Below are 25948 nucleotides of genomic sequence, written 5' to 3' on the forward strand. Positions count from 1 at the left end.
CGACGTCCGCCCCCCACGACGTCGCTCGTCGGACCAGCGCTGCCGTCACCGTACACCGCGGATTCGCGCCGGTTTGCCGGTTCCGTCGCAAACCGCCCGTGCGGCCGTACCCGGGCCGCACCGGCGGAGTCGGACGCAGGTCCAGTCGCCGGGGAACGGGGGCAGGGGAACGATGGGCTCGTCGTCATCCCCGCACCCGAGGGAGCACCTCACCATGGCCAGCACGACGAGCACGTTGCCGCAGTACACCGACGACGAGGCGGCGCACATCCAGAGGGACGACGCAGGGGTCCCCGTCGGGATCGTCGAGCGGCCGCGGTGGACCCCCGCGCGCATCGCGGTGTGGGTCGCGGTCGCGCTCGTCGGGGCGCTGGGCTGGACGATGCTCGCGATCGTCCGCGGCGAGGAGGTCAACACGATCTGGTTCGTCGTGACGGCCGTCGCGTCGTACGCGATCGCGTACCGCTTCTACGCGCTGTACGTGCAGCGCCGGATCATGCGTCCCGACGACACGCGCGCGACCCCCGCGGAGCGGGTCAACAACGGCCGCGACTTCGACCCCACCGATCGGCGCGTGCTGTACGGCCACCACTTCGCGGCGATCGCCGGCGCGGGCCCGCTCGTCGGCCCCGTGCTCGCGGCCCAGATGGGCTACCTGCCGGGCACGCTGTGGATCATCTTCGGCGTCATCGTCGCGGGCGGCGTGCAGGACATGCTCGTGCTGTTCTACTCGATGCGCCGCGGCGGGCGGTCCCTCGGTCAGATGGCCCGCGACGAGATCGGCCGGTTCGGCGGGACCGTCGCGATCATCGTCGTGTTCGTCATGCTCATGATCGTCCTGGCCGTGCTCGCCCTCGTCTGCGTCAACGCGCTCGCCGAGTCGCCCTGGGGCGTGTTCTCCGTCGGCTGCACCATCCCGATCGCGCTGCTCATGGGCCTGTACCTGCGGTTCCTGCGGCCCGGACGGGTCAGCGAGGTCTCGATCATCGGGTTCGGGCTGCTGCTCGCCGCGATCATCGGCGGCCGGTACGTCGCGGAGTCCTCGTGGGGCGAGTTCTTCCACCTGAGCCCCACGACGCTCGTCGTCTGCATGGTGATCTACGGCTTCCTCGCCGCCGTGCTGCCGGTGTGGCTGCTGCTCACGCCGCGCGACTACCTGTCGACGTTCATGAAGGTCGGCACGATCATCGTGCTCGCCATCGGGATCGTCGTGGTGCGGCCCGTCGCGCAGATGCCGGACTTCACCGAGTTCGCGTTCAACACCGAAGGCCCCGTGTTCGCGGGTGCGCTGTTCCCGTTCCTGTTCATCACCATCGCGTGCGGCGCGCTGTCCGGCATGCACGCGATGGTCTCCTCGGGCACGACCCCCAAGATGATCCAGAAGGAGTCGCAGGCCCGCATGATCGGGTACGGCGGCATGCTCATGGAGTCGTTCGTCGCGATCATGGCGCTCGCGGCGGCGGTGTCCCTCAACCAGGGCATCTACTTCTCGATGAACATGTCGGCCGCGTCGATCGAGGCGACCGCCGGCTCGTCGTACTCGGCCGAGGCGACACCCGAGCAGAACGCCGAGGCGGCCATCGCGAACCTCGGTGTGTCCGACCCCGCCGGGAACCAGCCGGAGATCGTCTGGGAGACCGAGATCGCCGGCGACGAGGTCACGCTCACCGGCGCGGAGGCGCTCGAGGCCGTGGCCGACGACGTGGGCGAGCCCTCCGTGGTGTCCCGCACCGGCGGCGCCCCGACCCTCGCCGTGGGGATGGCGAACATCCTGCACCACGTCGTCGGCGGCAAGGCCATGATGGCGTTCTGGTACCACTTCGCGATCATGTTCGAGGCGCTGTTCATCCTGTCCGCGGTCGACGCCGTCACCCGCGTCGCCCGGTTCCAGCTCGGCGACGCGATCGGCAACCTCGTGCCCCGGTTCCGCGACCCCGGGTGGCGCGTCGGCTCGTGGCTCACCACGGGCGTCGTCGTCGCCGCGTGGGGGTCGCTGCTGCTCATGGGCGTCACCGATCCCAACGGCGGGATCAGGACCCTGTTCCCGCTGTTCGGCATCGCGAACCAGCTCATCGCCGCGTGCGCCCTGGTGATCGTCACCGTGATGGTCGTCAAGAAGGGCTACGTCCGATGGGCGTGGATCCCGCTCGTGCCGCTCGCGATCGACACCGCGACCACATTCACCGCGTCGTTCCAGAAGATCTTCTCCGACGACGTCGCGCTCGGGTACTGGGCGCTCAACCGCAAGGCCCAGGACGCGATCGACTCCGGCACCCTCAGCGGTCAGGCGCTCGCGGACGCCCAGGCCACGGTCCGCAACACCGCGATCCAGGGGACGCTGTCCATCGCGTTCGTCGTCATGGTCTCGGCGCTCATGGTCGCCGCCACCCTGACGGTCGTGAAGGCGCTGCGCGCCGGCGCCGGGCGGGGCCAGGACGTCGGCACCAGCGAGGACCCGCCGCAGCAGTCGCACTTCTACGCGCCGTCCGGGCTGCTGGTCCCGACCCCGCTCGAGCGCAAGGTCGAGGCCGAGCACGCCGTCGTCGGCGACCCCGCCCTGCTGCGCGGAGCGCACCACTGATGGGCGCGCGCGTGCGCCGAGCCCTCGCGGGCGTGCGCTGGTACGTGCGCGAGCTCACCGGCGAGGCCGCGTACGACCGGTACGTCGCCGCGCACGCGGGAGCGGACCACCCGCCGCTCACGCGCGCGCAGTGGTGGCGGGCCCGCGACGACGCGCGCGAGCACACCGCGCACGAGAGCTGCTGCTGACGCCGACAGGTCGGCGCCCCGCGCGAGAGGGTGGACGCGTGCCCGACGAGCGAGCACCCTGGCTGCCGCCGCACGCGGTCGTGCGGTCCGTCTGGGCCGTGCACCGTGCCCTGCTGCGCGCGACCCGCGGACGCGTCGGGCTGTGGCGAGCACGCCCCGACCGGTGGGGGACGCTCCGGCTCACGACGACGGGGCGGCGCACGGGCGAGCCCCGCGACGTGATCCTCAGCTACCTCGAGGACGGGGGTGACCTCGTGGTGCTCGAGACGAACGGCTGGGCCGCGGGCGAGCCCGCCTGGCTGCTCAACCTCCGCGCGCACCCCGACGCGACCGTCACGCTCCCGGGGCGCTCCCTCGCCGTGCGGGCGCACGAGGCGACCGGTCCCGAGCGGGAGCGGCTGCGGGCCCGGTGGTCGCAGGTCGAGTGGCGCGTCGACGGGTTCGAGGCGCGGCGCGGGGTGCCCAGCGCGGTCGTCGTCCTGGCGCCGCGCTGACGCACCCGGCACCCCGGCGTGCCGCCCGGGCGGTCAGCGGTGGATCTCGACGCCGTCGAGCGTGATCGAGTCGACGGCCGGAGCGACCGTGTCGACGAGCCGGAGCTGGTCGAGCGCGGGGAGCTCCGCGAGCGGACCCAGGGAGCCGACCGTCGACCACGAGAGGTCGAGGATGCTGAGCTCGGGCAACGACGCGACGGGCGTGAGGTCCGCGACCTCGCTCCTGAGCACGGCGACGGAGACGAGCTCGCGCAGGTCGGCGAACGGCGTGAGGTCGACCTTCCCCATGTCCTCGACCCGCACCGCGCGCAGCGACGTGAGCCCGCTCAGCGGCTGGAGGTCGGCGCCCGGCAGCTCGCTGATCACCAGGACCTCGACGGACGTGAGCGCGCTCAGCGGGCGCAGGTCCCGCGTGGTCAGCGCCCCGAGGGACAGCTGCGTCAGCCCGGTCAGCCGCCCCACCGGTGCGAGGTCCGGCACGTCGAGGCAGTCGAGGCTCAGCTCGGTGAGCGAGTCCACCTCGGCGAGCGCGTCCAGGTCGTACGGCTCCCCGATGTCCCAGCACGGGTCGGCCAGGCTCAACGACGTGAGCGCGGGCAGGGCGGTGAGCTGGGACAGGTCGCGGATCCCGGTCGCGGTGAGGCTGAGGTGCTTCAGACGGGGGAGGTTGCTCGCCCGGCCGATCGTCGAGGCCGACGTGCCCACGAGGGACAGGTCCTCGAGCCTGGCCAGGTGCCGCAGACCCTCGAGCGAGATCACGTCGGGCTCCGGGAAGCTGCAGCTCAGCACGGTGAGGCCCGCGAGATCGTCCCGCGGGACCGACGCGGTCGCGCCGACCCCGAGGGTCTGCGCGACGCAGCCTCGCAGGCCCTCGTCGGAGAACGTCTCGTCGAGCGCGACGAGCTCGACCGGACGGTCGCGCTGCGCGTTCGCGACGACGACCCCCACCACCGCCGCGAGCACCACGAGCGCAGCGAGCACCAGCCCCACGGCGCGCGGCCGCCGTCGACGACGCGAACGGGGACCGCCGGACGGGGCCGGACGGGTGTCGAGCTCAGGCGCGGACAAACTCGGGCCACTCCCCGTTGTGCGTGCCGGTCTGGTCGGCCATCGCCGCCTTGAGCGAGTCGATCGACCGCAGCGACGCGTTGGCCCACTGCTCGAACGCGGTCTTCATCTCGTCGACGGCCGCGATGATCTCGATCGTGAGCCCGATGAGCTTCTCGATGGTGTCCGCGAGCTTCACCGGGTCCACGACCGCCAGCGAGGTCACGGCCGCCGTGATCGACCGGAGCTTGTCGCGCATGATCGCGCGCATCGCCAGGAACTCGTTGACCACGTTGCGCGAGTGGTCCATGAGGATCTCGCCCACCGACCCGCACCAGGAGGCGAGGCGCGCGACGGCCGCGGCCTGCACGGGGACCGAGGCGGCGTACGTGCTGCCCGCCGGGCCCTCCCACGCGTCGAGCGCCTTGAGGTTCCACGCGTTGAACGACGAGTCGAGCCCGCTGAACGTGCGCTGCGCGGTGAGGTAGCCCTCGCCCGCCGCGTACAGCGCGTACGGGTTGCCCTGGTCGAGGCCGTCGATCGTGACGAAGAAGTCGTTCACCTTCGTGGCGAACTCCTCGAGCTTGCGCTGGATGTCGTCCACCAGGTCGGTGAACCACTCCCAGAGCTTGTCCCACCAGCTCAGGTTCTCCAGGCTCCTGTTCGCCTCGCCGACGGCCGCCGAGGGCTGGTTGCCCAACGTGGCGACGTCGGCCGCGTGGGCGGCGACCTGGGCGTCGTACTCGGATCGGGGAGGCAGCGGCGCGGGTGTGCTCACGGTCGTCCGTTCGTCTCGTCGGTCAGCGGGCGCCGAGCGCGTCGTCCCAGCCGCGCTGGAACGTCACCTTCGCGTCGTCGTCGGCCGCGTCGTAGGCGTCCGCCATCGCCCGCAGGACGGCGGCGACGCCCGCGATCCCGATGTACGGGGCGCCCGCGATGCGGTCCCGCCCGCGCAGGGCGAAGTTGTGGAGCTCCACCGCGGACGTCACGAACTCGTGCTGCCACTCGGTCTCGGCCGTGATGCTGTCGAGGTACCAGAGGAAGACGTCGGTGTCGTCGTCGAGCGTCCGCACCCCCGCCGAGAACGTCGCGGCGATCTCGTCCCACCGCGCGGCCTCCGCGCGCAGCAGCGCGGAGTCGACCCGGAACCCGGTGTCACCCGTCATGACCGTCCTCCCGTCCGCGCCTGCTGGATGGCGGCGCTCATCTCGGCGAGCCGTGCGGTCGCCGGGAACTCCTGCGCGAACGCGCGCTCCTCCTCGGCGGCGGCCGCCGCGGCCCTCGCGTACACGCGCACCAGCGCCTGCTCGACGCCCGCGTCCGGCACGACCCGCAGCCGCAGGGCGTCGATCTCGAGGGCCTGGACGTTCTCCCCGACGACCGTCGCGGTGATCCAGCCCTCGGGGTCGGACACCTGGCGCGGGGCGAGCCGTCGCGCCTGCGCCGCCTCGAGGCGGGGCTGCTCCTCCTCCTGCGCCGTGAGCGCCTCGAGCAGCTCGTCGGACGAGTACGTCGCCGGGGCGACCGCGGGCTGCGCCTGCCGCGGGACCGGGACGGACGCGGCCTCGCCGCGCGACGCCGCGAACCGTCGGCGCAGGTACTCCAGGCCGGACGCCTGGTGCGCGCGCGTGACGTGCCCGCCGAGGGTCGTCGCGCTCGCGCGGGTGCGCCAACCGTCCGCCAGGCGCACCTCGACGACCGCGCCGGCGAGGTCCCGGCCGACCGTGACGAGGCCGTCCGGGTCCTGCCCGCGGATGACCTCGCCGGGCTCCGCGGCGATGCGCGAGAAGAGACCCGTCGGTGCGTCCGCCTGCGCGGGCGCGGTGTCGCGTGCCCAGCTCGGAGTCGGTCCCACGAAGCCCCCTCGTCGTGCCGTTCTCGTCGCCGGCGCCGCCAACCTACAGGGCGGGATGTCCGGTTCGTGGTGCTGTCCACAGGAGGTTCGACCGATCGTGTACCGCCCGTCCGGGTCACGGACGAATCCGGGCGAACCGCTGCGGGACGCGTCCCCGTGGCCGTAGGGTCGCGGGTCATGGGGGCCGCACCGCACGAACCGCAGCAGCCGGGCCAGTACCCGGGTCACCCGTACCCGGGTCAGCCGTACGCCGGCCAGCCGCAACCCCCCGGCCCGTACGGACCGTACGGGCCGTACCCGCCCGCGCCGCGACCGCCCGCTCGCACCTCGCTCGTGGGGCCGGTGGTCCTGACCGGGATCGGCGCGTTCCTGCTGGTCGCGGCGGTGGTCGTCGCGGTCCTCGTCGTGCGGACGTTCCTGTCGATCGTCCCGCTCGGCGTACTCGACGCGGGCGGTGGGCCCGGCTCGGCCTCGGTCGCCTCCACGTCGGCGCCGGGGACGACGACCGCGCAGCTCGCGGCCGGCTACCACCACCTGTATCTCGTGGTCCCGTCCGACGAGCACGATGCGAGCCTCGTCGGGGTCGCACAGCTCACCGGGCCGGACGGCACGACGATCACCGGCGAGCAGTCGGCGATCGACGGCACCGCGACGATGGGCGGCAACCGCGCGGTCCTCGTCGCGGGGTTCAGCGTCCTGGAGGCGGGGGAGTACACGCTCACCGTTCCGGAGGCGACCACGCCGGACGCGCAGGTCGTGCTCGTCGAGGGGCCGGACTTCGCGGGGTTCATCTCGGGGGTCTTCGGGACCGTCGGCGGCGTGTTCCTCGCGATCGCGCTCGGCGTGATCGGGTTCGGGCTGACGGTCGGGGGCGTCATCTGGTGGGTCGTGCGCGCGCGGGCGCGCCGCCGGGTGGTCGCCGGTCCGCAGCCGTTCTGACGCCCGCGCCCGTCGCGTCCCGTCCGGCGCGCACCTGTCGTCGGGAGGCGTGACCGGACCGACGACCCCGCCCCCGCCGCCCGTCGACCTGCGCCGCGCCGAGGCGCGCGACGTCCCCCCGTACGACCGGCTGTCGTCCACGCACGTCACGCCGTGCGCTTGCGGTGCGCTCGCGGCGCAGGAGGAGAACGACAGGCGGTACGCCCGCTTCGTCCGGCCCTTCGCGCGGCGGACGACGACGCGGCGCGGTCCGTCCGGAGCGGTCGTCGTGCCGACTCCGCGCTGAACCGGCAAGGTGGGGTCATCAGCGGCGACGAGGGTCGCAGGACCGATCGGGGAGGGCTCGTGACGGATCTCGGGGAGGCCGTGGCACAGCGACTCGACGCGGCGCGGGCGTCCGCGCACGGCCGGGACGCGCAGATCGTCGTGCACGACGGCGTGCTGCGGCAGTCGGTGATCGCCCTCGTGGCGGGCTCGGAGCTCGCCGAGCACAACTCACCGCCCGCGGCGAGCCTGCAGGTGCTCGTCGGACGCGTCCGCGTGACCGGGCTCGACGAGTCCGAGGTCGCCGCCGGGCACCTCACCGTCCTCACGCACGAGCGCCACGCGGTCCTCGCGCTCGAGGACTCGGTGTTCCTCCTCACCACGGTCACGAGCCTCGACCCCAGCCAGCGCACCGACTGACGCACGCTGCGGCCGACGAGCCGGTCCGGTCGGGGTCGTCGGTCGGGTCACCGACCCGCGCAACCGGCTGCGCGGCGCGGCTCGGGGGCCGTAGGGTCGCGGGTCATGCGGGGCACACCGCACGAGCCGAAGCAGCCGGGTCCTTACCAGTCGGGCCAGTACCCGGGGCAGCCGCAGCCCCCAGGGCCGTACGGTCCGTACCCGCCCGCGCCGCCGGGTGCTCGCGGTGCCGCAGCCGGTCTGATCCCCGTCGCGTCCCGTCCGGCCTGGCCCTATCGTCGGGAGCCGTGACCGGACCGATCCGCCCGCACCCGACCGTGGATCCGCGCCCGGCCCGGGCCGACGACGTCGTCGCGATCCACGCGCTGCGACGCTCGCTCGAGGACTGGATGGCCGCGCGCGGGCTGGACCAGTGGCCCGTGGGGTCGCTGCCGGCCGAGCGGATCGCGGCGCAGGTCGCCGACGGGCAGTGGTGGGTGCTGCACGACGACGAGGGGCTGCGCGGCTGTCTGCGGCTCGTGAGCCCGGACGTCGACTACTGGGGAGAGGACGACACGCCCGCGCTGTACGTGCACGGGCTGATGGTGGCGCGGCGCGCCTCCGGCACGGGGCTCGGGCGGGCGCTCGCGGAGTGGGCGGACGGGCGGGCCCGCGCGGCGGGCGCGCAGTGGCTGCGGCTGGACCATCGCGCGTCGAACGAGCACCTCGACGACGTGTACCGCTCGTGGGGCTTCCAGGAGGTCGCGCGGACCGACCGCCCGGGCTTCGTCGTCGTCCTCATGCAACGCCCCCTCCCCTGATCCGACCCGGTCGACCCCCGGTCGACCCCCGGACGACCCCCGGACGAGCGGCCCCCTGGGGCCGACCCCGCGGTTGCTCCGGCTCCGAGCCGCCATACCCGGAGCGACGACGGGGTCGCGGAGGAACCAGTGGCCGACCCCGCGGTTGCTCCGGCTCCGAGCGGTCATGGCCGGAGCGATGGCGGGGTCGGGGAGCGGCGGGTCAAGGGCGGGTGAGGACGAAGAGGAACGGGCGCGGCGCCGGTCGGGCGTCCATGAGGCCCAGGAGCGTGCGGTCGTCGACCCGGCGGAACGAGTCGACGACCGGCAGGTGGTCGTAGACCATCGCCGCGCTCGTCACGCCGCGCACGGTGATCTCCCGCAGCCGCGCGCCGGGCGTGCGGGCACGGACGAGCGGCTCCGCGACGCGCAGCACGCGGCGGGCGGCGTGCACCGCGACCAGGGGCGTGCGTCCGACGAGCTGCAGCGGCACGAGCCGCGGCTCGAGCGGGAACGGCCCGCGGCGGCCGGCCATGAGCAGCGGGTGCACGCCCTCGTCGTCGTGCAGGTCCTTGCCCCACCAGCCCGCGGCGCGCAGCACGCCGTCCCACGGGTGCCCGGTGGCGAGCTCGCGGCCGCGCCACCGGCCGTGCACGTCGCGCGTGGTGACCGCGGGCAGCGCGTCGAACAGCGCGAGTGCGTCGGTGAGCGTGCAGCGCGGCTCGAGCGCGGCGAGGTCGTCGGCGTGGCTCATGCGGCTCCCCGGGACGGTGGTCCGCCCATTGAAGCGCGTGCCCGCCCGCGACGGGCGGTCCGACGACGCGCGGCGAGCAGCGGCCGACCCCGCCGTTCCTCTGGTTCCCACGCCGGACTCCCGGAGCGATGGCGGGGTCGTCGTCGTGGACGGCGGAGGCGAGAGGGCCCTCGCGGGGCCGACAGGACGTCGGAAGAGGGTCGAGAGAACGCGCTCGGGCCGGTCAGGAGGCGTTCGGGGTCGCCGGGCGAGGTGGACCATGCGCAGGACCAAAGTCCCGGATCGGCGTGAAGCCCGTGGCGGCGGGCCGTAAGCAGGACCTGGCCGCGTCGGTGCGGCCGCATCGAGCCGAAGGGAGTCGCCCGTGAGCAGCACGCTCCGGCAGTCGCGCAGCGCGCGGCACGCACATCCCGCAGGCCGCCTCATGACTCCTCACCGGGTCGGCGTCGCGGTCGGGTCCGCGCCGGCCCACCGACGGCGGGCCGCAGAGTGCGTGCCCGTACCGCAGCGGGGCGGATGCCACCCGCGCCGCTGCGCAGGGCGGTCGACGGCGACGGTCGGGTCGGCCGTCAGCGCCCTGGTCGGACCTCCGTGGCACCTCGACTCCCGCCGGGACCGCGGCCTGCTCGCACCCCGGTGCCCGGGAGAACGCCGTGGCGACCGCACCGCTGACAACGGTCGCCACGGCGTCCATCCCCCGACGCGCGGCTTCACGGCCGCCCCCTGAACCGGGCCGCGGCGGGGCGGGCCCGCACATCCCGCCTCGTCGCGGCTCACCCACGAGCCGGTCCGGCCGGTCCACCCCTCCGGCCGGGCCGGCCTCACCCTGCGACCCGAGCGGCGGCTCGCACGGGCCGCCCGCAGCCGGCGTCAGCCGGCGCCCAGGAGCCCCAGCTCGTGCGCGCGGCGCAGCGCCTCGGTGCGGTCGTGCACGCCGAGCTTGGTGTAGATGCTCAGCACCTGCTTGCGGACGGTGTTGACCGAGACGGTGAGCGCGTCGGCGACCTGCCGGTTGGTCTCGTGCTGCGCGAGCAGCTGCAGGACGGCGCGCTCGCGGGGCGTCAACGGCACGAGCGTGCCCGGGTCGGGCACGACGCGGCCGATGGTCGCGAACCGTGCGCGGGCCGCGTCGTCGAACGGCCGGCCGGTCTGGGCGGCGAGGTCGTCGCGCACGGACGCCGGCAGGTGCGCGAACGCGCGCAGCGTTCCGTGCTCGCGCGCGTGCCGCTGCGCGGACGCGAACGCGTGGACCGCCTGCTCGGTGCGGCCCACCTCGTGCGCGGCCCACGCCTCGAGCACCCACAGGTCGAACCGGTCGGCGAGGTTGACACGGCGTCGTCGTCCGCCGACGGTCGCGGCCCGCAGCGCGCGCTGCGGGTCGCCCGTGAGCAGCAGCCAGCGGGCGCGCGGCACGTCGCCCCACACCCCGGTCGGGTCGGTCTCCTGCAGGAGGTCGGCGACGCGGTGGAACTCGCCGAGCGCGAGCAGCAGCTCGGCGCGCACGCGCAGCGAGATGCGGTGCACGAGCCCGGGCTGCGAGAGCCACACGTGGTGCGAGCGTTCCATCTGCTCGAGCTGCGCGAGCCCGATCTCGGGGTCGCCGAACAGCACGGCGCGCCGCACGCGGGCGCGCACGAGGAACGGCCACGTCACGTCGGGCGAGGGCGCGACGTCGGTGGCGCGCGAGAGCGCGTCGTCGAGGGCGGGCAGGTCGAGGCGGTCGGTGGCGACGATGGCGCGCGCGACGTCCGCGGCGCCGTCCCGCACGCGCGGACTCCAGTCGGGGTCGAGCACCTCGTCGTGCCGCACCAGCCAGCGGTCGGCCTCGACGAGCGAGCCGTCGAGCGCGTGCACGAGCGCGACGTGCGCGGCGGCGGCGGCGAGGATGTCGGGCGCGCGGTACGGGTCGGCGAGCGCGAACGCGCGCGCGGGCAGCTCGACGGCCGCACCGACGTCGCCGTCGAGCAGCGCGGTGCGCCCGGCCTGCACCAGGAACCACCAGTAGGACCGGGTCGCCGCACCGCCGTTGCCGGCCCGCGCCGCGGCGACCTCGGTGTCGCGCAGCACGGTCATCGCGCGCCGCAGGTCGCCGCGCGCGCGGGCTGCGACGAGCGCGGCGGCGGCCGCCGTCCAGCGGCCCTGGGGGCTGCGGCTGCGCCACGCGCCCTCGAGCGCGAGCGTGCCGAGCTCCGTCATGAGGCGCAGCACCAGCGCACCGGCGTCGTCCTGCGAGATGCCGCCGCGGCGCGCGACGGACCGTGCCATCGCGAGGATGCTCGAGGACGCCGCGACCTGGTCGGGGATCTTGGCGTACCAGGCGCCGACGGGCGCGCCGCCCGTGGCCACCAGGTACGTGCCGAACTCGAGCCACACGCTCTCCAGGAGCGTCCAGTCCTGCGCGAGCGCGGCGTGCTCGACGGCGCGGCGGGCGTCGGGCGGGTGGGCGGCGAGCGCGTCCTGCGCGAGAGCGCGGTGCGCGTCGACGACGAGCGCGGGGTGCTTCTCGGCGAGCCGCGCGCGCAGCTCGTCGCGCCACACGGCGGGCACGGCCCAGCGTTGCGGCGTGTCGCGGACGGCCGGCAGGCGGTTGACGACCCCGACGGCCTCGAGCGGCAGGAGCGGGTCGGGCACGGGGGAGAGGTCGTGGCGGCGCGCGAGGTCGAGCACGATCTGCGCGGTGTGCTCGGTGAGGTCCACGGGCACGGCGAGGAGCATCGCGGAGTCGAGCAGGGGCGCGTCGGTGACGTCGGGGAGCACCACGTCGCGGACGAACGCGCGGACCGCGGCGGTGGCCGGCTCCTCGTCGTCCGGCCCGGTGTCGTCGAGGACGGTGCGCGCCAGCGCGGGCCACCCGCCGACGAGGTCGAGCAGGCACGTGAGCATGCGGTCGTCGACGGGGTGCCCCCAGGACGCCGCGGCCTCTCGGAGCTCGTCGGCGGTGAACGCGAGGTCGCGCGTCGCGAAGGTCGTGACGTCGAGCCGGTCGTCGAGCGCCGCGGCCACGGGGTGCCGGGCGGCGGGCGGGCGCAGCGGGAACCGGGTGCCGGTGACGAGCAGGGTGCGCAGGCCGTGCGCGGCCGTCACGAGCCGGGTCAGCGCGTCGACGTCGTCGGGTGCCGCGAGGTCGTCGGCGTCGTCGACGACGAGCACCACGGGTGCGTCGCGGGAGTCGACGGCCGCGGCGAGCCGGCCGGGGTCGGGGTCGTCGGGGACGTCGGTGCCGGCGTGGCGCAGAGCCGCGGCGAGGGCGTCGCGCACCGCGGTCCACGTGAGCGGCGGGCGGTCACGGCGTCCGGTGCCCGCGACCCACACGACCACCCGGCCGCGCTCGTGCTGCCGCTGCGCCCAGTGCGCCGCCAGGAGCGTGCGCCCGAGCCCCGGCGCCGCGCGGAGCACGCCCACGGGGTCGACCCGGTCCAGCCGGTCGAGCAGCCGCGTGCGCACGACCGCGCCCTCGGGCACCCGGGGCCACGCCGTCGTCGGCGCTCCGACCGCCCCCTCGCCGCCGCTGACCACGGACGGCGGCACATCGGCCGTCATCGGGCTCAGTATCCGCCTGCCGACCCCGGATGCGCTCACCCGAAAGAGTGAAGGGCGTGTCGGGTCAGGCGAGGTCCAGCGTCAGCGTCACGAAGCTCGCGGGCGGCAGGGTCACCTCGAGGCCGCGCGGGTGGGGGCGCACGGCGTCGTCGTGCGGGCGCGGGGCGACGGCGTCGAGCGTGTCGGGCGTGTTGTGCGCGTCGACGCGGTCGGCGGTCAGCACCTGCGCGGACACGCCCGTGACGTCGCGTCCGCGCAGGTCGACGACGAGCGTGCGGGTCTCGGCCGCGTCCAGGTGCGAGAGCGACACGAGGGCCGTGTCGCCGCGCGTGGACGCGGACGCGGAGACGAGCGGCAGGTCCGTGCCACCGGTCGCGATGCCCGGCACGTCCCGCAGGTGCACCGCGAGCGCGTCCGCGTCGTGGTGGCCGGTGCTCATCGCGAACACGTGGTACGTCGGGGTGCGGACCAGCGCGCCCGTGTCGGGGTCGGTCAGCAGCATCGCCTGCAGCACGTTGACGGTCTGGGCGATGTTCGCCATGACCACGCGGTCGGCGTGCCGGTGGAACGCGTCGAGGTGGGTGGACGCGACGAGCGCGTCGCGCAGCGTGTTCTGCTGGTACAGGAACCCGGGGTTGGTGCCGGGCTCGACGTCCCACCACGTGCCCCACTCGTCGACGACGAGCCCGACGCGCCGCTGCGGGTCGTAGCGGTCCATCACGGTGGAGTGCCGCTGCAGGAGCGTCTCCATGTGCGCGGCCTTCGCGAGCGCGAGGTACCACTCGTCGGTCGTGAACTGCGTGGCCGAGCCCTTCGCGGACCACGTGCCGGTCATCGTGTAGTAGTGCAGCGACAGCGCCTGGAACGGCGTGGGCCGCTCGCCGGACAGCTCGGCCTCGTCGAACGAGCGCATGAGCGCCTCGGTCCAGTGCAGGTCGTCGGAGTCGGCGCCGGCAGCGATGCGGTAGACGGTGTTGTCGCCGTGGTCGCGCACGTACGTCGCGTACTGCCGTGCGAGGGACGCGAACTGCTCGGCGCGCAGGTTGCCGCCGCAGCCCCACGCCTCGTTGCCGATGCCCCAGTACGGCACGCGCCACGGCTCGTCGCGGCCGTTCTCGCGGCGCAGCGCGGCCATCGGGGAGTCGTCGGCGCGCGTGAGGTACTCGATCCACTCGCTCATCTCGCGGACCGTGCCGGACCCGACGTTCCCGGAGACGTACGGGTCGGCGCCGAGCAGCTCGCACAGGTCCATGAACTCGTGCGTGCCGAAGGAGTTGTCCTCGACGACGTCGCCCCAGTGGGAGTTGACCATCCGGGGGCGCTGGTCGCGCGGGCCGATGCCGTCGCGCCAGTGGTAGTCGTCGGCGAAGCACCCGCCCGGCCAGCGCAGGTTCGGGATCTGCAGCGCGCGCAGCGCCTCGACCACGTCGGAACGGATGCCCCGCACGTGGGGCACCGGGGAGTCCTCGCCGACCCAGAACCCGCCGTAGATGCACCGGCCCAGGTGCTCGGCGAAGTGCCCGTACACGTGACGCGAGATGCGCGGACCGGGCAGGTCGAGGTCGATGACGGCGGTGGGATGGTGGTCGGCGCTGGCCATGCACGCATTCTGGTGGATGCGCGAGGTGCTTCCGGTCAGAGGATCGAGAACTGATCCGGTAAAGGTCCGCGTCCCGTGGCCGCGAGCAGCAGGGCACCCGCGGCTCGGCCCTGCACGGCGAGCGCCGACAGGACGCGCAACGCGCTCGCGGCGGCGGACGGGGGTGGTTCCGCGGGTGCGCCGAGCGCCGCACCGGCGTCGCGGCCGCGCTGCGCGACCTGCGGGCCGGTGGTCGCCGCCCGCGTCGCGGCGTAGTAGTCGGCGGTCGTCGCGACCTCGACCGCGGGCGCGGGGTTCGCGAGGTACGCCTCGACGGTCAGCAGCGCGCGCGACGTGTGCCCGACGAGCGCGCGCACGTCCCACTCACCGAGCCCGGGCTCCGTCCAGCGGCCGGCGGCGAGCCGCGTCGTCGTCGCGAACCAGTGCGCCGCCTCGTCGTACGCCGCGCGCTCGTCGTCGTAGACCGTCACGGTCCCAGCAGACCACGTCGGCCCGACCCCCGGCCTGTCCTCCGCTCGGGTGAAGTTCGTCGCGCGCCCCGCACGCGCGGTATGCGGCAGGCCATGCGGGGGTCAAGAGGTAGTAGACGCACCGGCCTTCGCCTGGGATGCTGCTCCGTTCGCCAGGTCCCGGCACGGACGTGGCGGCGCCACGACGACCGGCTGGGCACGGGCCCGGCTGACACGAAGGAGCACCGCATGGGATTCGCGGACAAGCTGCGCGGCCAGTTCATCGACATCGTCGAGTTCCTCGACGACTCGCGGGACACGATCGTCTGGCGCTTCCCGCGCCAGGGCAACGAGATCAAGAACCAGGCCCAGCTGATCGTCCGTGAGGGGCAGGTCGCGGTCTTCGAGAGCGAGGGCCAGATCGCCGACGTGTTCGGCCCCGGCCACTACACGCTCGAGACGAAGAACCTGCCGATCCTCTCGACCCTCAAGGGCTGGAAGTACGGCTTCAACTCCCCGTTCAAGGCCGAGGTGTACTTCGTCGCGACCCGGCAGTTCACGGACTTCACGTGGGGCACGCAGCACCCGATCACCCTGCGCGACCCCGAGTTCGGCATGGTCCGGCTGCGGGCGTTCGGCACGTACGCGCTGCAGGTGAGCGACCCGTCCGCGCTGCTGCGTCAGCTCGTCGGCACGGACTCGAACTTCCGCACCGACGAGATCGGCGAGTTCTTCCGCCAGAACGTCATCTCCCACCTCGCGCCGGCCATCGCGCAGTCGGGTGTCCCGATGCTCGACCTCGCCGCGAACCAGCAGGGCCTGTCCGCGAAGCTCGCACCCGCGCTGTCCGCCGAGCTCGCCGAGTACGGCGTGACCATCCCGAAGTTCGTCATCGAGAACATCTCGCTGCCGCCCGAGGTCGAGGCCGCGCTCGACAAGCGCACCCAGATGGGCGTGCTGGGCGACCTCGACCAGTTCACCAAGTTCCAGACCGCGACCGCGATCGGCGACGCCGCCAAGAACCCGGGCGGCGCGGGCGAGGGCATGGGCCTCGGCATGGGCATGGCGATGGGCACGCAGATGGCCCAGTCCATCCAGGCGGCCAACCAGGCCGCGCCCGCGCCCGCCGCGCAGGCCGGCCCGCCGCCGCTGCCCGTCACCGACGAGCTCTGGTACTACGCCGCGGGCAGCCAGCAGGCCGGCCCGGTGACGCCCGAGGCGCTCGCGCAGCAGGTCGCCGCCGGGCAGGTGGGCCGCGACACGCTCGTCTGGAAGCAGGGCATGGCCGCGTGGACCGCGGCGGGCCAGGTGCCGCAGCTCGCCGGCCTGTTCACCGCGCCGCCGCCGCTGCCGCCCACGGCCGCACCGGTGCCGGGGGCCTGACGTGACGGGGACGACGACACCGCCGCCCCTGCCGCAGGACCCGACCGCTGCGCCGGCCGGGTGGGCGGAGGCGAGCGCCGACGTCGAGCGCGGGCGGTGCCCCGCGTGCGGCGGCTCGCTCGCGTTCGACGCGGCCGTGGCCGCGCTGCGGTGCGGGTCCTGCCGCGCGACGCTCGACGTCACGCACGGCGAGGACGAGCGCGTCGACGAGCACGACTACGAGCGTTGGCGCGCACGCAACCCGCGCTACTCCGTCGCGTCCGTGCCCGCGCAGCCGCTCGCGTGCGAGGGGTGCGGCGCGACCACGGAGACCACCGACATCGCCGGCGCGTGCCGGTTCTGCGGCGGCAACCTCGTCGCGACCACGCTCCCCGAGGGTGTCATCGCCCCCGAGGCGGTCCTGCCGTTCGGCGTCGACTCGCGCACCGCGCGCGAGAACGTCACGACGTGGGTGCGCTCGCGGTGGTTCGCGCCGTCCGCGCTCAAGAAGGTCGGCGACACCGAGTCCATCCGCGGCACCTACGTGCCGCACTGGACGTTCGACGCCCGCACGACGAGCGACTACGTGGGCCAGCGCGGCGACCACTACACCGAGAAGCAGGGCGACCACGAGGTCCGCCGCACGCGCTGGCGCCACGCCGCCGGCCGCGTGCGCCGCGACTTCGACGACCTGCTCGTCCCGGCGTCCCGCGCGCTGCCGCGCAACCGGCTCGACAAGCTCGGGCCGTGGACGCTCAAGGCCGCGCAGCCGTACCGGCACGAGTACCTCGTCGGGCACTGCGCGCCGCGCTACGACGTGGACCCGCAGGACGCCCACGCGCAGGCGAAGCAGCGCATGGACGCGCAGATCCGCCAGGACGTCGAGCACGACATCGGCGGCGACGAGCAGCGCGTGCACTCGATCAGCACGACGTACTCGGACGTCATGTTCAAGCTCGTCCTGCTGCCCGTGTGGCTCGCGACGTTCATGTACGCCGGCAAGCAGTGGCAGGTCATGGTCAACGCGAACACCGGGCAGGTCGTCGGCGAGCGGCCGTGGTCCGTGCCGAAGATCGTCGCGGCGGTCGTCGTCGGGATCGTGCTCGTGGTGCTGGCGGTCTGGCTCTACGGCCGCAACCAGCAGTGACGGCCACGCGGGCTACGCGAAGCGCGAGGCGAGCCACTCGAGCAGGAGCGCCTTCTCCGCCGCCTGGACGCGCGCCCGCAGCGCGGGGACGTCGTCGCCCGGCTCGACGGGGACGGTGACCTGGGCCAGGACGGGACCCTCGTCGTACTCGGGCGTGACGACGTGCACGGACGCGCCGGTCTCGCGCGCGCCGTCGGCGAGCACCGCGGCGTGCACGCGGTCGCCGTACATGCCCTGCCCGCCGTACGCGGGCAGCAGTGCGGGGTGCGTGTTGACGACGAGCCCGGGGAACGCGGACAGCGTGCGCGGGCCGAGCTTCTTCATGTACCCGGCGAGCACGACGAGCTGCGCGCCGGACTCGACGAGCGCGTGGAGCATCGCGGCGTCGAGGACCGCGGGGTCGGGGTGCGTGGCTCCCGAGAGGTGGCGCGTCGGGACGCCGCGCTCGCGGGCGTGCGCGAGGGCGCCCGAACCGCTGTTGTTGCTGATGACGAGCGCGACCTCGGCGGCCACGGTGTCACCGGCGGCGTCCATGATCGCGGCGGCCGTCGAGCCCGTCCCGGAGGCGAGGATCGCGATGCGCGGGCGCGGGCTGTCGGTGGGCTGCGGCACCGGCACAGCATAGGGCGGGGTGCGCGGTGGCCGGTGGCCTCGCTCGTCGTGACGTGACCGCAACACGGCTGTCACACTCCACTCGTACCGTCGCGCACGAACGGGGCAACGACAGCGCGGTCACCACGGCCGCGTCCGGCGTCCCCGCACGGTGGGCAGGGAGGGCGCGCGGATGTTCGAGCACGTGGACCCGTTCATCGGCACGGACGCGACCGACCTGCCCGTGCCCACCGGCCTCGCGGCCACGTGGTGGTGGCCGAAGCCGCAGGTCGGCAACACGCACCCCGGCGCGACCTACCCGTTCGGCATGGTCTCCGCGTGCGCGTACTCGGGTGCGTACCCCACGGGCTACGGCCTGTACGACCTGTCGACCGAGGGGCTGCCCCCGGTGCTGCACGACGACCTCGTCGCGAGCGGGTTCACGCACTTCCAGCAGTCCGGCACGGGCGCGATCCGCAAGTACTACAACTACTTCCGCGTGACGCCGATGCTGCGCCCGCTCGACGACCTGGGCACCGCGTGGCGGATCGTCGAGGAGGAGGCCGAGCCCGGGTACTACGCGGCGACGCTCGAGTCGGGCGTGCGCGCGGAGATCACCGTGGGCCCCAAGTCGGCCGTGCACCGGTACACGTTCCCCGCGCACCACGCGGCGCGCGTGGTCATCGACTTCTCGCTCGGCGGGCTCGACATCCCGTTCGGCCGGACCATCCCGCTGCGGGCGCACCTCGGCATGGTCGGTCCCGGGCAGGCGGAGGGCGAGATCGTCGTCGAGGGGGCGCCGCTCGCGGTGCGCGTCGAGTGCGACACCCCGGGCTGGCGCCAGATGCTCTGGTACGACCGCCGCCTCATGCCGGGCGGGACGCGCCTGGACTTCGACCGCATCCGCCCGACGACGCTGCGGCCGTTCGGCCTCATGTGGGCGGGCCCCGCCGAGGCCGGGCAGGTGGTCGAGCTGCGGTTCGGGTTCTCGCTGCGCGGCGTCGACCAGGCGCGCCAGACGCTGGAGGCCGAGCTCGGCGGCGGGGGAGCGCCCGCGTTCGACGAGCGCCGCGGCGCGACGCGCGAGGTGTGGCGCGAGCACCTGGGCAAGGTCGCGGTGGACACGCCCTCCTCGGACAAGCAGACGATCATGGCGACCGCGCTGTACCACTCGCTCGTCAAGCCGTGCCTCGCGCCCGACGAGTCGCCGTTCTGGCCGACGCCGGGACCGTTCGCGTTCGACCTGTCGACCATGTGGGACATCTACCGCACGCACCTGCCGCTCATGACGGCGCTCGTCCCCGAGCGGTCCGTCGAGCTCGCGAACGCGCTGCTGCAGATCGCCGAGGAGGAGGGCAACCTCCCGATCGGCTACCGCATGGCGCGCGGCGCGGACCGGTTCTCGCGGCAGGGCTCCGCGCTCGCGCACACGTTCCTCGCGGACCTGTGCTCGCTCGGCCTGCCGGGCCTCGAGTGGGACTGGGCGCTGGTGCACCTGCACGACGACCTGCGCCGCACGTACGGCGAGGAGTACCTGCAGCGCGGCATCACCCACCCCGTCAGCCACACGCTCGACATCGCGTTCGGCTACTGGTGCTCGGCGATCGTCGCCGCGCGCGTCGGCGACCTCACGCTCGTCGACCAGTTCGGCTCGCTCGCCGGCGGGTGGACCAAGGCGTACGGGCCCGACGGGCTGCTCGTCGACTCCACCTGGTACGAGGGCGGGAAGTGGAACTACTCGTTCCGCCTCATGCACGACATGGCGACGCGCGTCGCGCTCGCGGGCGGCGACCGCGCGTTCGTCGGGATGCTCGACCGGTTCTTCGGCTTCGGCGCGGACCCCGTCAAGCAGCCGGGCGTGCGCCCCGACGCCGAGGAGATGGCCGCGGGCTACGCGCTCGACCGGTTCGAGGGCCTCAACAACGAGCCCGACATGGAGGCTCCCTGGGCGTACATGTACGCCGGGCGTCCCGACCGCACCGCGCACGTGGTGCACGACGTCGTCCAGCAGCAGTTCGGCACGGGCCGTGGCGGGCTGCCGGGCAACGACGACTCCGGCGGCCTGTCGTCCTGGTACGTGTGGGCGTCGCTCGGGGTCTTCCCCGTCGCGGGGCAGAACCTGTTCCTGCTCAACGCGCCCGCGTGGCGCGAGTCGCGCGTCGACGTCGCCGGCGGGACGCTGTCGATCGAGACCACCGGGTTCGTCGAACCCGAACCGGGCGGCCCGGCGCAGCACGTGCAGTCCGTGCACCTGGACGGCGTGGAGCTGGACCGGCCCTACCTGACGGGCGGCGAGCTGCACCGCGGCGGGCGGCTGCTCGTCGCTCTCGGCCCCGAACCCTCGGGGTGGGGGACGCGGAACCGACCGCCCTCCGCCCCCGCACCGGCGACAGGTGTGCCGCTCTCGCGGCTCGCGACCCCCTGACCCCGCCGACCTCCCGGCCGTGACCCGGCCGTCCCGCGCGCACCCGCGCACCCTCCCCGCACCACCACCCACAGCCCGAGAGGACGACGCCATGACCCAGCCCGTCGCCCGCCCGAACCGCCGCCTCGTCATCGTCGTACGCGCCGACCCGGTCATCTGCGGGCACTCCGGCGAGGCCCGCAACCTCGCCGAGGCCGCGCTGGACCGCGGGTTCGACGAGGTCCGCATCGTCACCTGGCCCGTGGACCGGCTGCAGGCGGCGGGGCTGCCGCTCAAGCCGCTCGACGGCGTGCTGCCGTACTCGCCGGGCATCGTGGTCGAACGCCCCGCACCCGTGGGGGACTACAAGGTGCCCGACGGGCGCTGGCTCGCCGGGCTCACCGGCCGGCTCGTCGAGCTGTTCACCGACGGCGTGCCGACCGTCGCGATGTCGCTGTACCTGTCGCCGCACGCCACGGCCGTCGCGGACGCCGTGCACGTCGCGCGCCGCACCGGCCTGCCCGTGGACGTCGTCACGGTCGCGGAGGCCGTGGGCTCGGACGTCACCAACGTGGTGCGCGCGTGCGTCGAGGAGGGCCGGTTCGGCGCCGCCGCTCACGTGCTGTCCGCCTACCTCGAGCACGACGTGTGCCTCGCGGTCTCGCACTACACGCGCGACCTCGTCGTGACCGAGGCCGCCGCGCTCGACGCGGCGCACGGCACGCGGTTCGCCTCGGAGCTGCGCTCGCGCGTCGCGATCTCCTACCCGGCCGTCGATGTGGCCGCGTACGTGCACCGGGACGACGACGAGACCGCGCGCGTGCTCGCGGCCCGCGGCCTGACCCGCGGCGGGTACGTGCTGTACCTGTCGCGCCTCGCGCACGCCAAGGGCGTCGACGACCTCATCGACGGGTTCGTCGCCTCGGGAGCGCCCGAAGCCGGGCAGCGCCTGGTGGTCGCCGGCAACGGCCCGCAGGCCGCCGAGCTGCACGACCGCGCCGCCGCGTCCGGGCACGGCGACCTCATCACGTTCCTGCACGACGTGCCCGACGACGAGAAGCCGCACCTCATGGCGGGCTGCACCGCGTTCGTGCTGCCGTCCAAGCCGCGGCCGGAGTTCGTCGAGACGTTCGGCATCGCGCTCGTCGAGAACATGCTGTCCGGCGGCGGGCCGGTCGTCACGACCGACACCGGCGGGATCGGCGAGGCCGTCGGGACCACCGCGCTCGTCGTGCCGACCTGCGACCCGGGTGCGATCGCGGCCGCGCTCGACAAGGTCCTCGCGATGGACGACGACGAACGCGCGGCCTGGTCCGGGCGGGCGCGCGAGCACGCGCTGCAGTTCGAGCGCGGCGTCGTCCTCGACAAGATCCTCGACCACGTCGCGGCGGCCACCCGCACCCCGGCCCTCCTGCCCTGAGCCCCCGCGGCCGGCCGGGGTCACCCGATCGGTCCCCGTGCCGTGGATACCGCCCACGCGGGTGCGTCCGGTTCGCTACGGTCTCCAGCGACCACCGCGCCGTCCGGCGCAGGACGACGGGAGGCCGCGCGACGTGCACCGCAACCACGTCTACGTGTTCGACGTGCTGCGCGCCGACCCCGCGCGGCTCGACGACCTCGACGCGGTGCGCGGTGCGCTGACCGACCTCGTCGCGGACGCGGGTCTGCACGCCGTGGGCGCCGAGGCCGTGCACCGGTTCGCGCCGCAAGGCCTGAGCCTGGCGATCCTGCTCGCCGAGTCGCACGTCGCGGTCCACACGTGGCCCGAGCACGGCGCGGCGTACGTGACGCTCACGAGCTGCCGCCGCCCCGACGACGGGTTCGTCGAACGGACGCGCGCCGCGCTCGCCACCGCGCTCGCCGGCACCGTCGTCGTGCGCGAGGTCCCCGCCGCATGAGCGTCGGACCCCGGCCCCGCGCCCGCATGGCGCTCGGCAAGCACCTCGTCGGCGACCCGCCGTGGCGCTCGATCCCGCACGGCGTCGTCGTGTACGAGGAGTACGACTCCGAGGACCGGACCACGTACACGTGGGAGGAGTGGGAGGTCCTCGGGTACGAGAACCTCGACTTCTGGGTCGAGTACGACCACTACACGCGCAACGTCACGCTGTACCGGCCGCTCGAGATCGTCGAGCGGCTCGACCCCACGCACCTGCAGCAAGGCCAGTGGCTCGGCGTCACGTGGCGCGGGCAGACCCACCAGGTGCGCGTCGACGAGGTCGGCGTCGGGCGCATCGCGTACCTCGAGGGCGGCTTCACGTACGACCTGCAGCTCGGCCAGGACGTCGCGTACGCCGAGCTGCGCGGCCACGGGTTCGTGCTGTCCGTCGAGAAGTTCGACGAGCGCGTGCTCGACGTCTACCACGGCGTCGTCCTCGACACCGCCGGCCAGAAGGCGCACTTCGGCAGGCGCGTCGCGCCGCGCAACCTGCGCCCGCTCGTCGTCGGCCTCGTCATGGCGCTCGGCCTCGGCGTGCTCGGCGTCGCGTGCTCGCGGACCGTCGAGGAGTGCACGCCCCGCACCGTGCAGACCGAGACGGGTGCGGTCACCACGACCGACCAGGTGTGCGTCCGGCGGTCCGTGTTCGGCGGAGGCGGCGGAGGGCTCGGCAAGTGAACGTCCCGCAGCAGGAGGTGCGCCCGTGATCAGCGTCATCGATGAAGGAGAAACGTCCATGATCGTCGAGTTCCTGTCGACCCTGCTGTACTCGGTCGTCGGCATCGTCATGCTGCTGCTGGCGATCGTCGTCGCCGACCGGCTGTTCCGGCTCAACCTGCGCCACGAGCTCGTCGAGGAGCACAACGTCGCGTTCGGCATCCTCATCGCGGGCATGGCCATCGCGATCGGCGTGATCATCGCGGGCACCATCAGCTCCTGAGCGCCGCGTGACCGAGACCGACGTCGACCGGACGCCCGCGCCGGGCGTCGGGGTGCCCGACGACCCCGCGACAGACACGGCCGGCGCGCCGGGGCCGCGGGCGCCGGTGCAGGGTCGGGCCGGGGCGCGCCGCATGGACCGCCCGACGGTCTTCGCGGCGGCGCTGCTCGTCGCCGTCGGCGGCATCGTCTACGAGCTGATCCTCGGGACCGCCGCGTCGTACCTCGTGGGCGACTCGGTCGTCTCGTTCTCCGTGGCGACCGGCCTGTCGCTGTTCGGCATGGGCATCGGCTCGCTGCTCGCGCCGCGCCTGCCCGGACCGTCGGGCATCGCGTTCGTGCGCAACGAGCTCGCGCTCGGGCTGCTCGGCGGCTCGTCGGTGCTCGTCCTGTTCTGGGCGTACGGGCAGACCGAGCTGTACTGGCCCGTGTTCGTGCTGCTCGCCGTGGCGATCGGCATCGGCATCGGCATCGAGATCCCGCTGCTCGTCGCGCTGCTCAAGGAGCACGGGCGCGACGAGTCCGTGGGCCTGCTGTCCAAGGTGCTCGCGCTCGACTACCTCGGTGCGCTGCTCGCGTCGCTGCTGTTCCCGTTCCTGCTGCTGCCCGTGCTCGGGCTCGTGCGCACCGCGCTCGCGGTCGCGATCCTCAACGTCGCGGTCGCGCTGTTCATGCTCGCGCGCATGGGCCACCAGCCGCGCTGGACGTGGACCACGGGCGGCGCGCTCGTCGTGCTGCTCGCGGTGTTCGCCGTCTCGTCGGGCCTCGAGGCCGCGCTGTCCACGCGCCTGTACCAGGACCCCGTGGTCACGGCGACCGCCTCGCGGTACCAGAAGCTCGTCGTGACGGACTACCAGGGCGACGTGCGGCTGTACCTCAACGACCAGCTGCAGTTCTCGTCCGTCGACGAGGCGCGATACCACGAGACGCTCGCGCACTCCGCGCTCACCTCGGTGCGCGCGCCCGCGTCCGTCGCGATCCTCGGCGGCGGGGACGGCCTGCTCGCGCGCGAGGTGCTGCGCTACCCGACGGTCCGCGAGGTCGTCGTCGTCGACCTCGACCCTGCCGTCACGGAGCTCGCGCGCGGCAACCGGCTCCTGCGCGACCTCAACGAGGGGTCGCTCGGCGACGAGCGCGTGCGCGTCGTCAACGCCGACGCGTTCGGCTGGGTGCGGGACACCGCCGCGACGTTCGACGCGGTTCTCGTCGACCTCGTCGACCCGTCCGACGAGCGCGTCGCCAAGCTCTACTCGACCGAGTTCTACTCCTCGGTCGTCGCGCACCTGCGGCCCGGTGGCGTGCTGGCCACGCAGGCGACCTCGTCGTACTTCACGCCGCGTGCGTACTGGCAGGTGGTCGCGACGCTGCGCGAGGGTGGCGGGCCGGGGCGGACCGTCGTGCCGCTCAGCGTGAACGTGCCGTCGTTCGGCGAGTGGGGCTTCGCGCTCTCGCTCCCCGGCGCCGGCGACTCGTTCCTCACCGCGGCCCCGCTGCCCGACGGCCTGCGCTTCCACGACCAGCGCTCCCTCGCCGACACCGCCCGCCTCCCCGGCGACCTGACGCCGACCGACATGCCGCCGTCGACCCTGCTCGCACCGGTGATCTACCGCACCTACCAGCAGGACATGCGCCACTGGCGCTACTGACCCCGGCCTCACCGATCGCGCCTCTCCGGGTGGGTCGCGAGTCTGTCGGTGGGTCGCGCAGTCATCCGCACGACCCACCGACAGACCCGCGCCGTAACCGCTGACTCGCGACGAATGGCCGGCTCGGTGGAGGGGGCGGTAGCCAGGGTGGGGGTGAACCGCCACAATCGCGGCATGCAGCGGGGCGGGGGGAACGGCGGCGCGCCGGGCGCGCGGGCGCAGGTGTCGAGGGCCGTGCGGGGGTGGTGCGCCGTCGGCGGGGGAGTGCTCGTCGCGCTCGGGTGCGTGGCGGTGTTCGTGTCCGACAACGGCGCCGGGACCGCGGCGGTGCTCGCGGCCGGGGCCGCCCTCGTGCTCGTCGCGGTGCTCGCGGAGCGGATCACCGCGGTCGAGGCCGGGGGTGTGAAGGTCGAGCTCGGCCAGGCGGTCGCGCGCAAGCTCGACGAGGCCGCGCGGGCGGACGAGGACGGCGACCACGTCCGGGCCGCGGAGCTGCGTGACGAGGCCCGCGAGCTCATCGAGCTGAACTCCGCGGAGGCCGCGCGGTTCGCCGTGACGCGGCGGTCGTCGCCGGGGTGGCGGCGGTCCGTGGAGCAGGAGCTGCAGGTCAGGTCGTGGGCGGAGGCGGCGCACCGCACGCACCCGACGCGCGAGCTGCTGGAGCAGGTGTACGACGAGGGCTCGGAGGCGAACCGCGTGATGGCGCTCGCGATGATGAGCGGGCACCCTCCGGCCGCGAGCCACGAGGTCGCGGAGCGGGCGATCACCGAGCCGGTCTCGGCGTTCGAGCAGTACCACGGGCTCGTCGTCGCGCACCTGCTCGCGCTGCACGAGCCGGCGTCCCCGGCGACGCGCCACCTGCGGGAGGTCGTGGCCGGCGCGCTCGACTCGGGGAGCCTCGGGCACGCGGGCACGGACCGGGTCGCGCTGGCGCGCCGGGTGCTGGAGCTGGTGCCGGTGGACCACTGAGCGTCCGCATCTTGTCGACATGTTGTCGGCAAGATCGTGGC

The 25948-nt window shown here is 74.2% G+C and carries 24 protein-coding genes; 15 read left to right on the top strand and 9 right to left on the bottom strand.

Features of this window, described 5'->3' with window-relative positions; genetic code table 11:
• Window positions 1–214: 214 nt before the first annotated feature.
• Genes F1D97_RS03890 through F1D97_RS03900 form a run of 3 tightly spaced genes read left to right on the top strand, consistent with a single transcriptional unit; the run spans window position 215 to window position 3263 of the window.
• Complete coding sequence (locus F1D97_RS03890) at window positions 215–2581, top strand: carbon starvation CstA family protein (protein WP_236122409.1); 2367 nt, start codon at window positions 215–217, stop codon at window positions 2579–2581.
• Between the two features lie 11 nt (window positions 2582–2592).
• Window positions 2593–2769: a CstA-like transporter-associated (seleno)protein gene (locus F1D97_RS03895; protein ID WP_236122410.1), complete on the top strand. Its 177-nt coding sequence runs from the start codon at window positions 2593–2595 to the stop codon at window positions 2767–2769.
• Window positions 2770–2807: 38 nt separating this feature from the next.
• The gene (locus tag F1D97_RS03900; protein WP_236122411.1) at window positions 2808–3263 is read left to right on the top strand and encodes a nitroreductase/quinone reductase family protein; all 456 of its coding nucleotides are present in this window, start codon (window positions 2808–2810) and stop codon (window positions 3261–3263) included.
• A gap of 33 nt (window positions 3264–3296) precedes the next feature.
• Here the strand turns inward: F1D97_RS03900 and F1D97_RS03905 are convergent, their stop codons facing one another.
• The 4 genes from F1D97_RS03905 to F1D97_RS03920 form a co-directional block, all read right to left on the bottom strand.
• Window positions 3297–4244 carry a leucine-rich repeat domain-containing protein gene (locus F1D97_RS03905; RefSeq protein WP_236122412.1) on the bottom strand — a complete coding sequence of 316 codons (948 nt, stop codon included), beginning with the start codon at window positions 4242–4244 and terminating at the stop codon, window positions 3297–3299.
• 73 nt (window positions 4245–4317) lie between these two features.
• Window positions 4318–5088: a hypothetical protein gene (locus F1D97_RS03910; protein ID WP_236122413.1), complete on the bottom strand. Its 771-nt coding sequence runs from the start codon at window positions 5086–5088 to the stop codon at window positions 4318–4320.
• Window positions 5089–5110: 22 nt separating this feature from the next.
• Window positions 5111–5476 (bottom strand): hypothetical protein, encoded by a 366-nt coding sequence (locus tag F1D97_RS03915; RefSeq protein WP_236122414.1) that lies wholly within the window; start codon window positions 5474–5476, stop codon window positions 5111–5113.
• The gene (locus tag F1D97_RS03920) at window positions 5473–6165 is read right to left on the bottom strand and encodes a hypothetical protein (protein WP_236122415.1); all 693 of its coding nucleotides are present in this window, start codon (window positions 6163–6165) and stop codon (window positions 5473–5475) included. Before F1D97_RS03920 ends, F1D97_RS03915 begins: the two co-directional genes overlap by 4 nt.
• Window positions 6166–6342: 177 nt before the next feature.
• On the opposite strand from F1D97_RS03920, the gene F1D97_RS03925 reads away from it, so the two are divergent.
• From F1D97_RS03925 to F1D97_RS03935, 3 genes are all read left to right on the top strand, one after another.
• Entirely contained in the window at window positions 6343–7104 is a 762-nt protein-coding gene (locus tag F1D97_RS03925; protein WP_236122416.1) for a hypothetical protein, read from the top strand.
• 366 nt (window positions 7105–7470) lie between these two features.
• Window positions 7471–7788: a cupin domain-containing protein gene (locus tag F1D97_RS03930; RefSeq protein WP_236122417.1), complete on the top strand. Its 318-nt coding sequence runs from the start codon at window positions 7471–7473 to the stop codon at window positions 7786–7788.
• Between the two features lie 287 nt (window positions 7789–8075).
• Complete coding sequence (locus F1D97_RS03935) at window positions 8076–8588, top strand: GNAT family N-acetyltransferase (RefSeq protein ID WP_236122418.1); 513 nt, start codon at window positions 8076–8078, stop codon at window positions 8586–8588.
• Between the two features lie 202 nt (window positions 8589–8790).
• On the opposite strand, the gene F1D97_RS03940 is transcribed toward F1D97_RS03935, so the two are convergent.
• The 4 genes from F1D97_RS03940 to F1D97_RS03955 form a co-directional block, all read right to left on the bottom strand.
• Window positions 8791–9321, bottom strand: coding sequence for a DUF4334 domain-containing protein (locus tag F1D97_RS03940; RefSeq protein ID WP_236122419.1), 531 nt, complete (start codon window positions 9319–9321; stop codon window positions 8791–8793).
• 870 nt (window positions 9322–10191) lie between these two features.
• A complete protein-coding gene (locus tag F1D97_RS03945) occupies window positions 10192–12861 on the bottom strand; it encodes a helix-turn-helix transcriptional regulator (protein WP_236122420.1) in 2670 nt (889 codons plus the stop codon).
• Window positions 12862–12925: 64 nt separating this feature from the next.
• Window positions 12926–14461, bottom strand: coding sequence for an alpha-N-arabinofuranosidase (locus F1D97_RS03950; protein ID WP_236122421.1), 1536 nt, complete (start codon window positions 14459–14461; stop codon window positions 12926–12928).
• Window positions 14462–14496: 35 nt separating this feature from the next.
• Complete coding sequence (locus F1D97_RS03955; RefSeq protein WP_236122422.1) at window positions 14497–14931, bottom strand: hypothetical protein; 435 nt, start codon at window positions 14929–14931, stop codon at window positions 14497–14499.
• Between the two features lie 228 nt (window positions 14932–15159).
• Between F1D97_RS03955 and F1D97_RS03960 the strand changes: the two genes are divergently transcribed.
• Window positions 15160–16293 carry an SPFH domain-containing protein gene (locus tag F1D97_RS03960; RefSeq protein WP_236122423.1) on the top strand — a complete coding sequence of 378 codons (1134 nt, stop codon included), beginning with the start codon at window positions 15160–15162 and terminating at the stop codon, window positions 16291–16293.
• A 1-nt stretch (window position 16294) separates the two neighbouring features.
• On the top strand, window positions 16295–17419 hold the full coding sequence (locus tag F1D97_RS03965) for a hypothetical protein (protein WP_236122424.1): 1125 nt from the start codon (window positions 16295–16297) through the stop codon (window positions 17417–17419).
• A gap of 12 nt (window positions 17420–17431) precedes the next feature.
• Here the strand turns inward: F1D97_RS03965 and purN are convergent, their stop codons facing one another.
• On the bottom strand, window positions 17432–18031 hold the full coding sequence (gene purN / locus F1D97_RS03970) for a phosphoribosylglycinamide formyltransferase (protein ID WP_236122425.1): 600 nt from the start codon (window positions 18029–18031) through the stop codon (window positions 17432–17434).
• Window positions 18032–18203: 172 nt separating this feature from the next.
• On the opposite strand from purN, the gene F1D97_RS03975 reads away from it, so the two are divergent.
• The 7 genes from F1D97_RS03975 (at window position 18204) to F1D97_RS04005 (ending at window position 25907) form a co-directional block, all read left to right on the top strand.
• Window positions 18204–20435, top strand: a complete 2232-nt coding sequence (locus F1D97_RS03975) for a glycoside hydrolase domain-containing protein (protein WP_236122426.1) — start codon at window positions 18204–18206, stop codon at window positions 20433–20435.
• A 91-nt stretch (window positions 20436–20526) separates the two neighbouring features.
• Entirely contained in the window at window positions 20527–21834 is a 1308-nt protein-coding gene (locus F1D97_RS03980) for a glycosyltransferase (protein WP_236122427.1), read from the top strand.
• Window positions 21835–21967: 133 nt separating this feature from the next.
• Entirely contained in the window at window positions 21968–22312 is a 345-nt protein-coding gene (gene speD / locus F1D97_RS03985; protein WP_236122428.1) for an S-adenosylmethionine decarboxylase, read from the top strand.
• On the top strand, window positions 22309–23031 hold the full coding sequence (locus F1D97_RS03990) for a hypothetical protein (protein WP_236122429.1): 723 nt from the start codon (window positions 22309–22311) through the stop codon (window positions 23029–23031). The genes speD and F1D97_RS03990 overlap by 4 nt, the downstream gene beginning before the upstream one ends.
• Window positions 23032–23089: 58 nt before the next feature.
• The gene (locus tag F1D97_RS03995) at window positions 23090–23293 is read left to right on the top strand and encodes a DUF350 domain-containing protein (protein ID WP_236122430.1); all 204 of its coding nucleotides are present in this window, start codon (window positions 23090–23092) and stop codon (window positions 23291–23293) included.
• A gap of 7 nt (window positions 23294–23300) precedes the next feature.
• On the top strand, window positions 23301–24938 hold the full coding sequence (locus tag F1D97_RS04000; RefSeq protein ID WP_236122431.1) for a polyamine aminopropyltransferase: 1638 nt from the start codon (window positions 23301–23303) through the stop codon (window positions 24936–24938).
• 174 nt (window positions 24939–25112) lie between these two features.
• A complete protein-coding gene (locus tag F1D97_RS04005) occupies window positions 25113–25907 on the top strand; it encodes a hypothetical protein (RefSeq protein WP_236122432.1) in 795 nt (264 codons plus the stop codon).
• The last annotated feature ends 41 nt before the right edge of the window (window positions 25908–25948 follow it).

Origin of the sequence: Cellulomonas palmilytica (assembly GCF_021590045.1) — a bacterium.
GTDB classification, from domain to species: Bacteria; Actinomycetota; Actinomycetes; order Actinomycetales; family Cellulomonadaceae; genus Cellulomonas; species Cellulomonas palmilytica.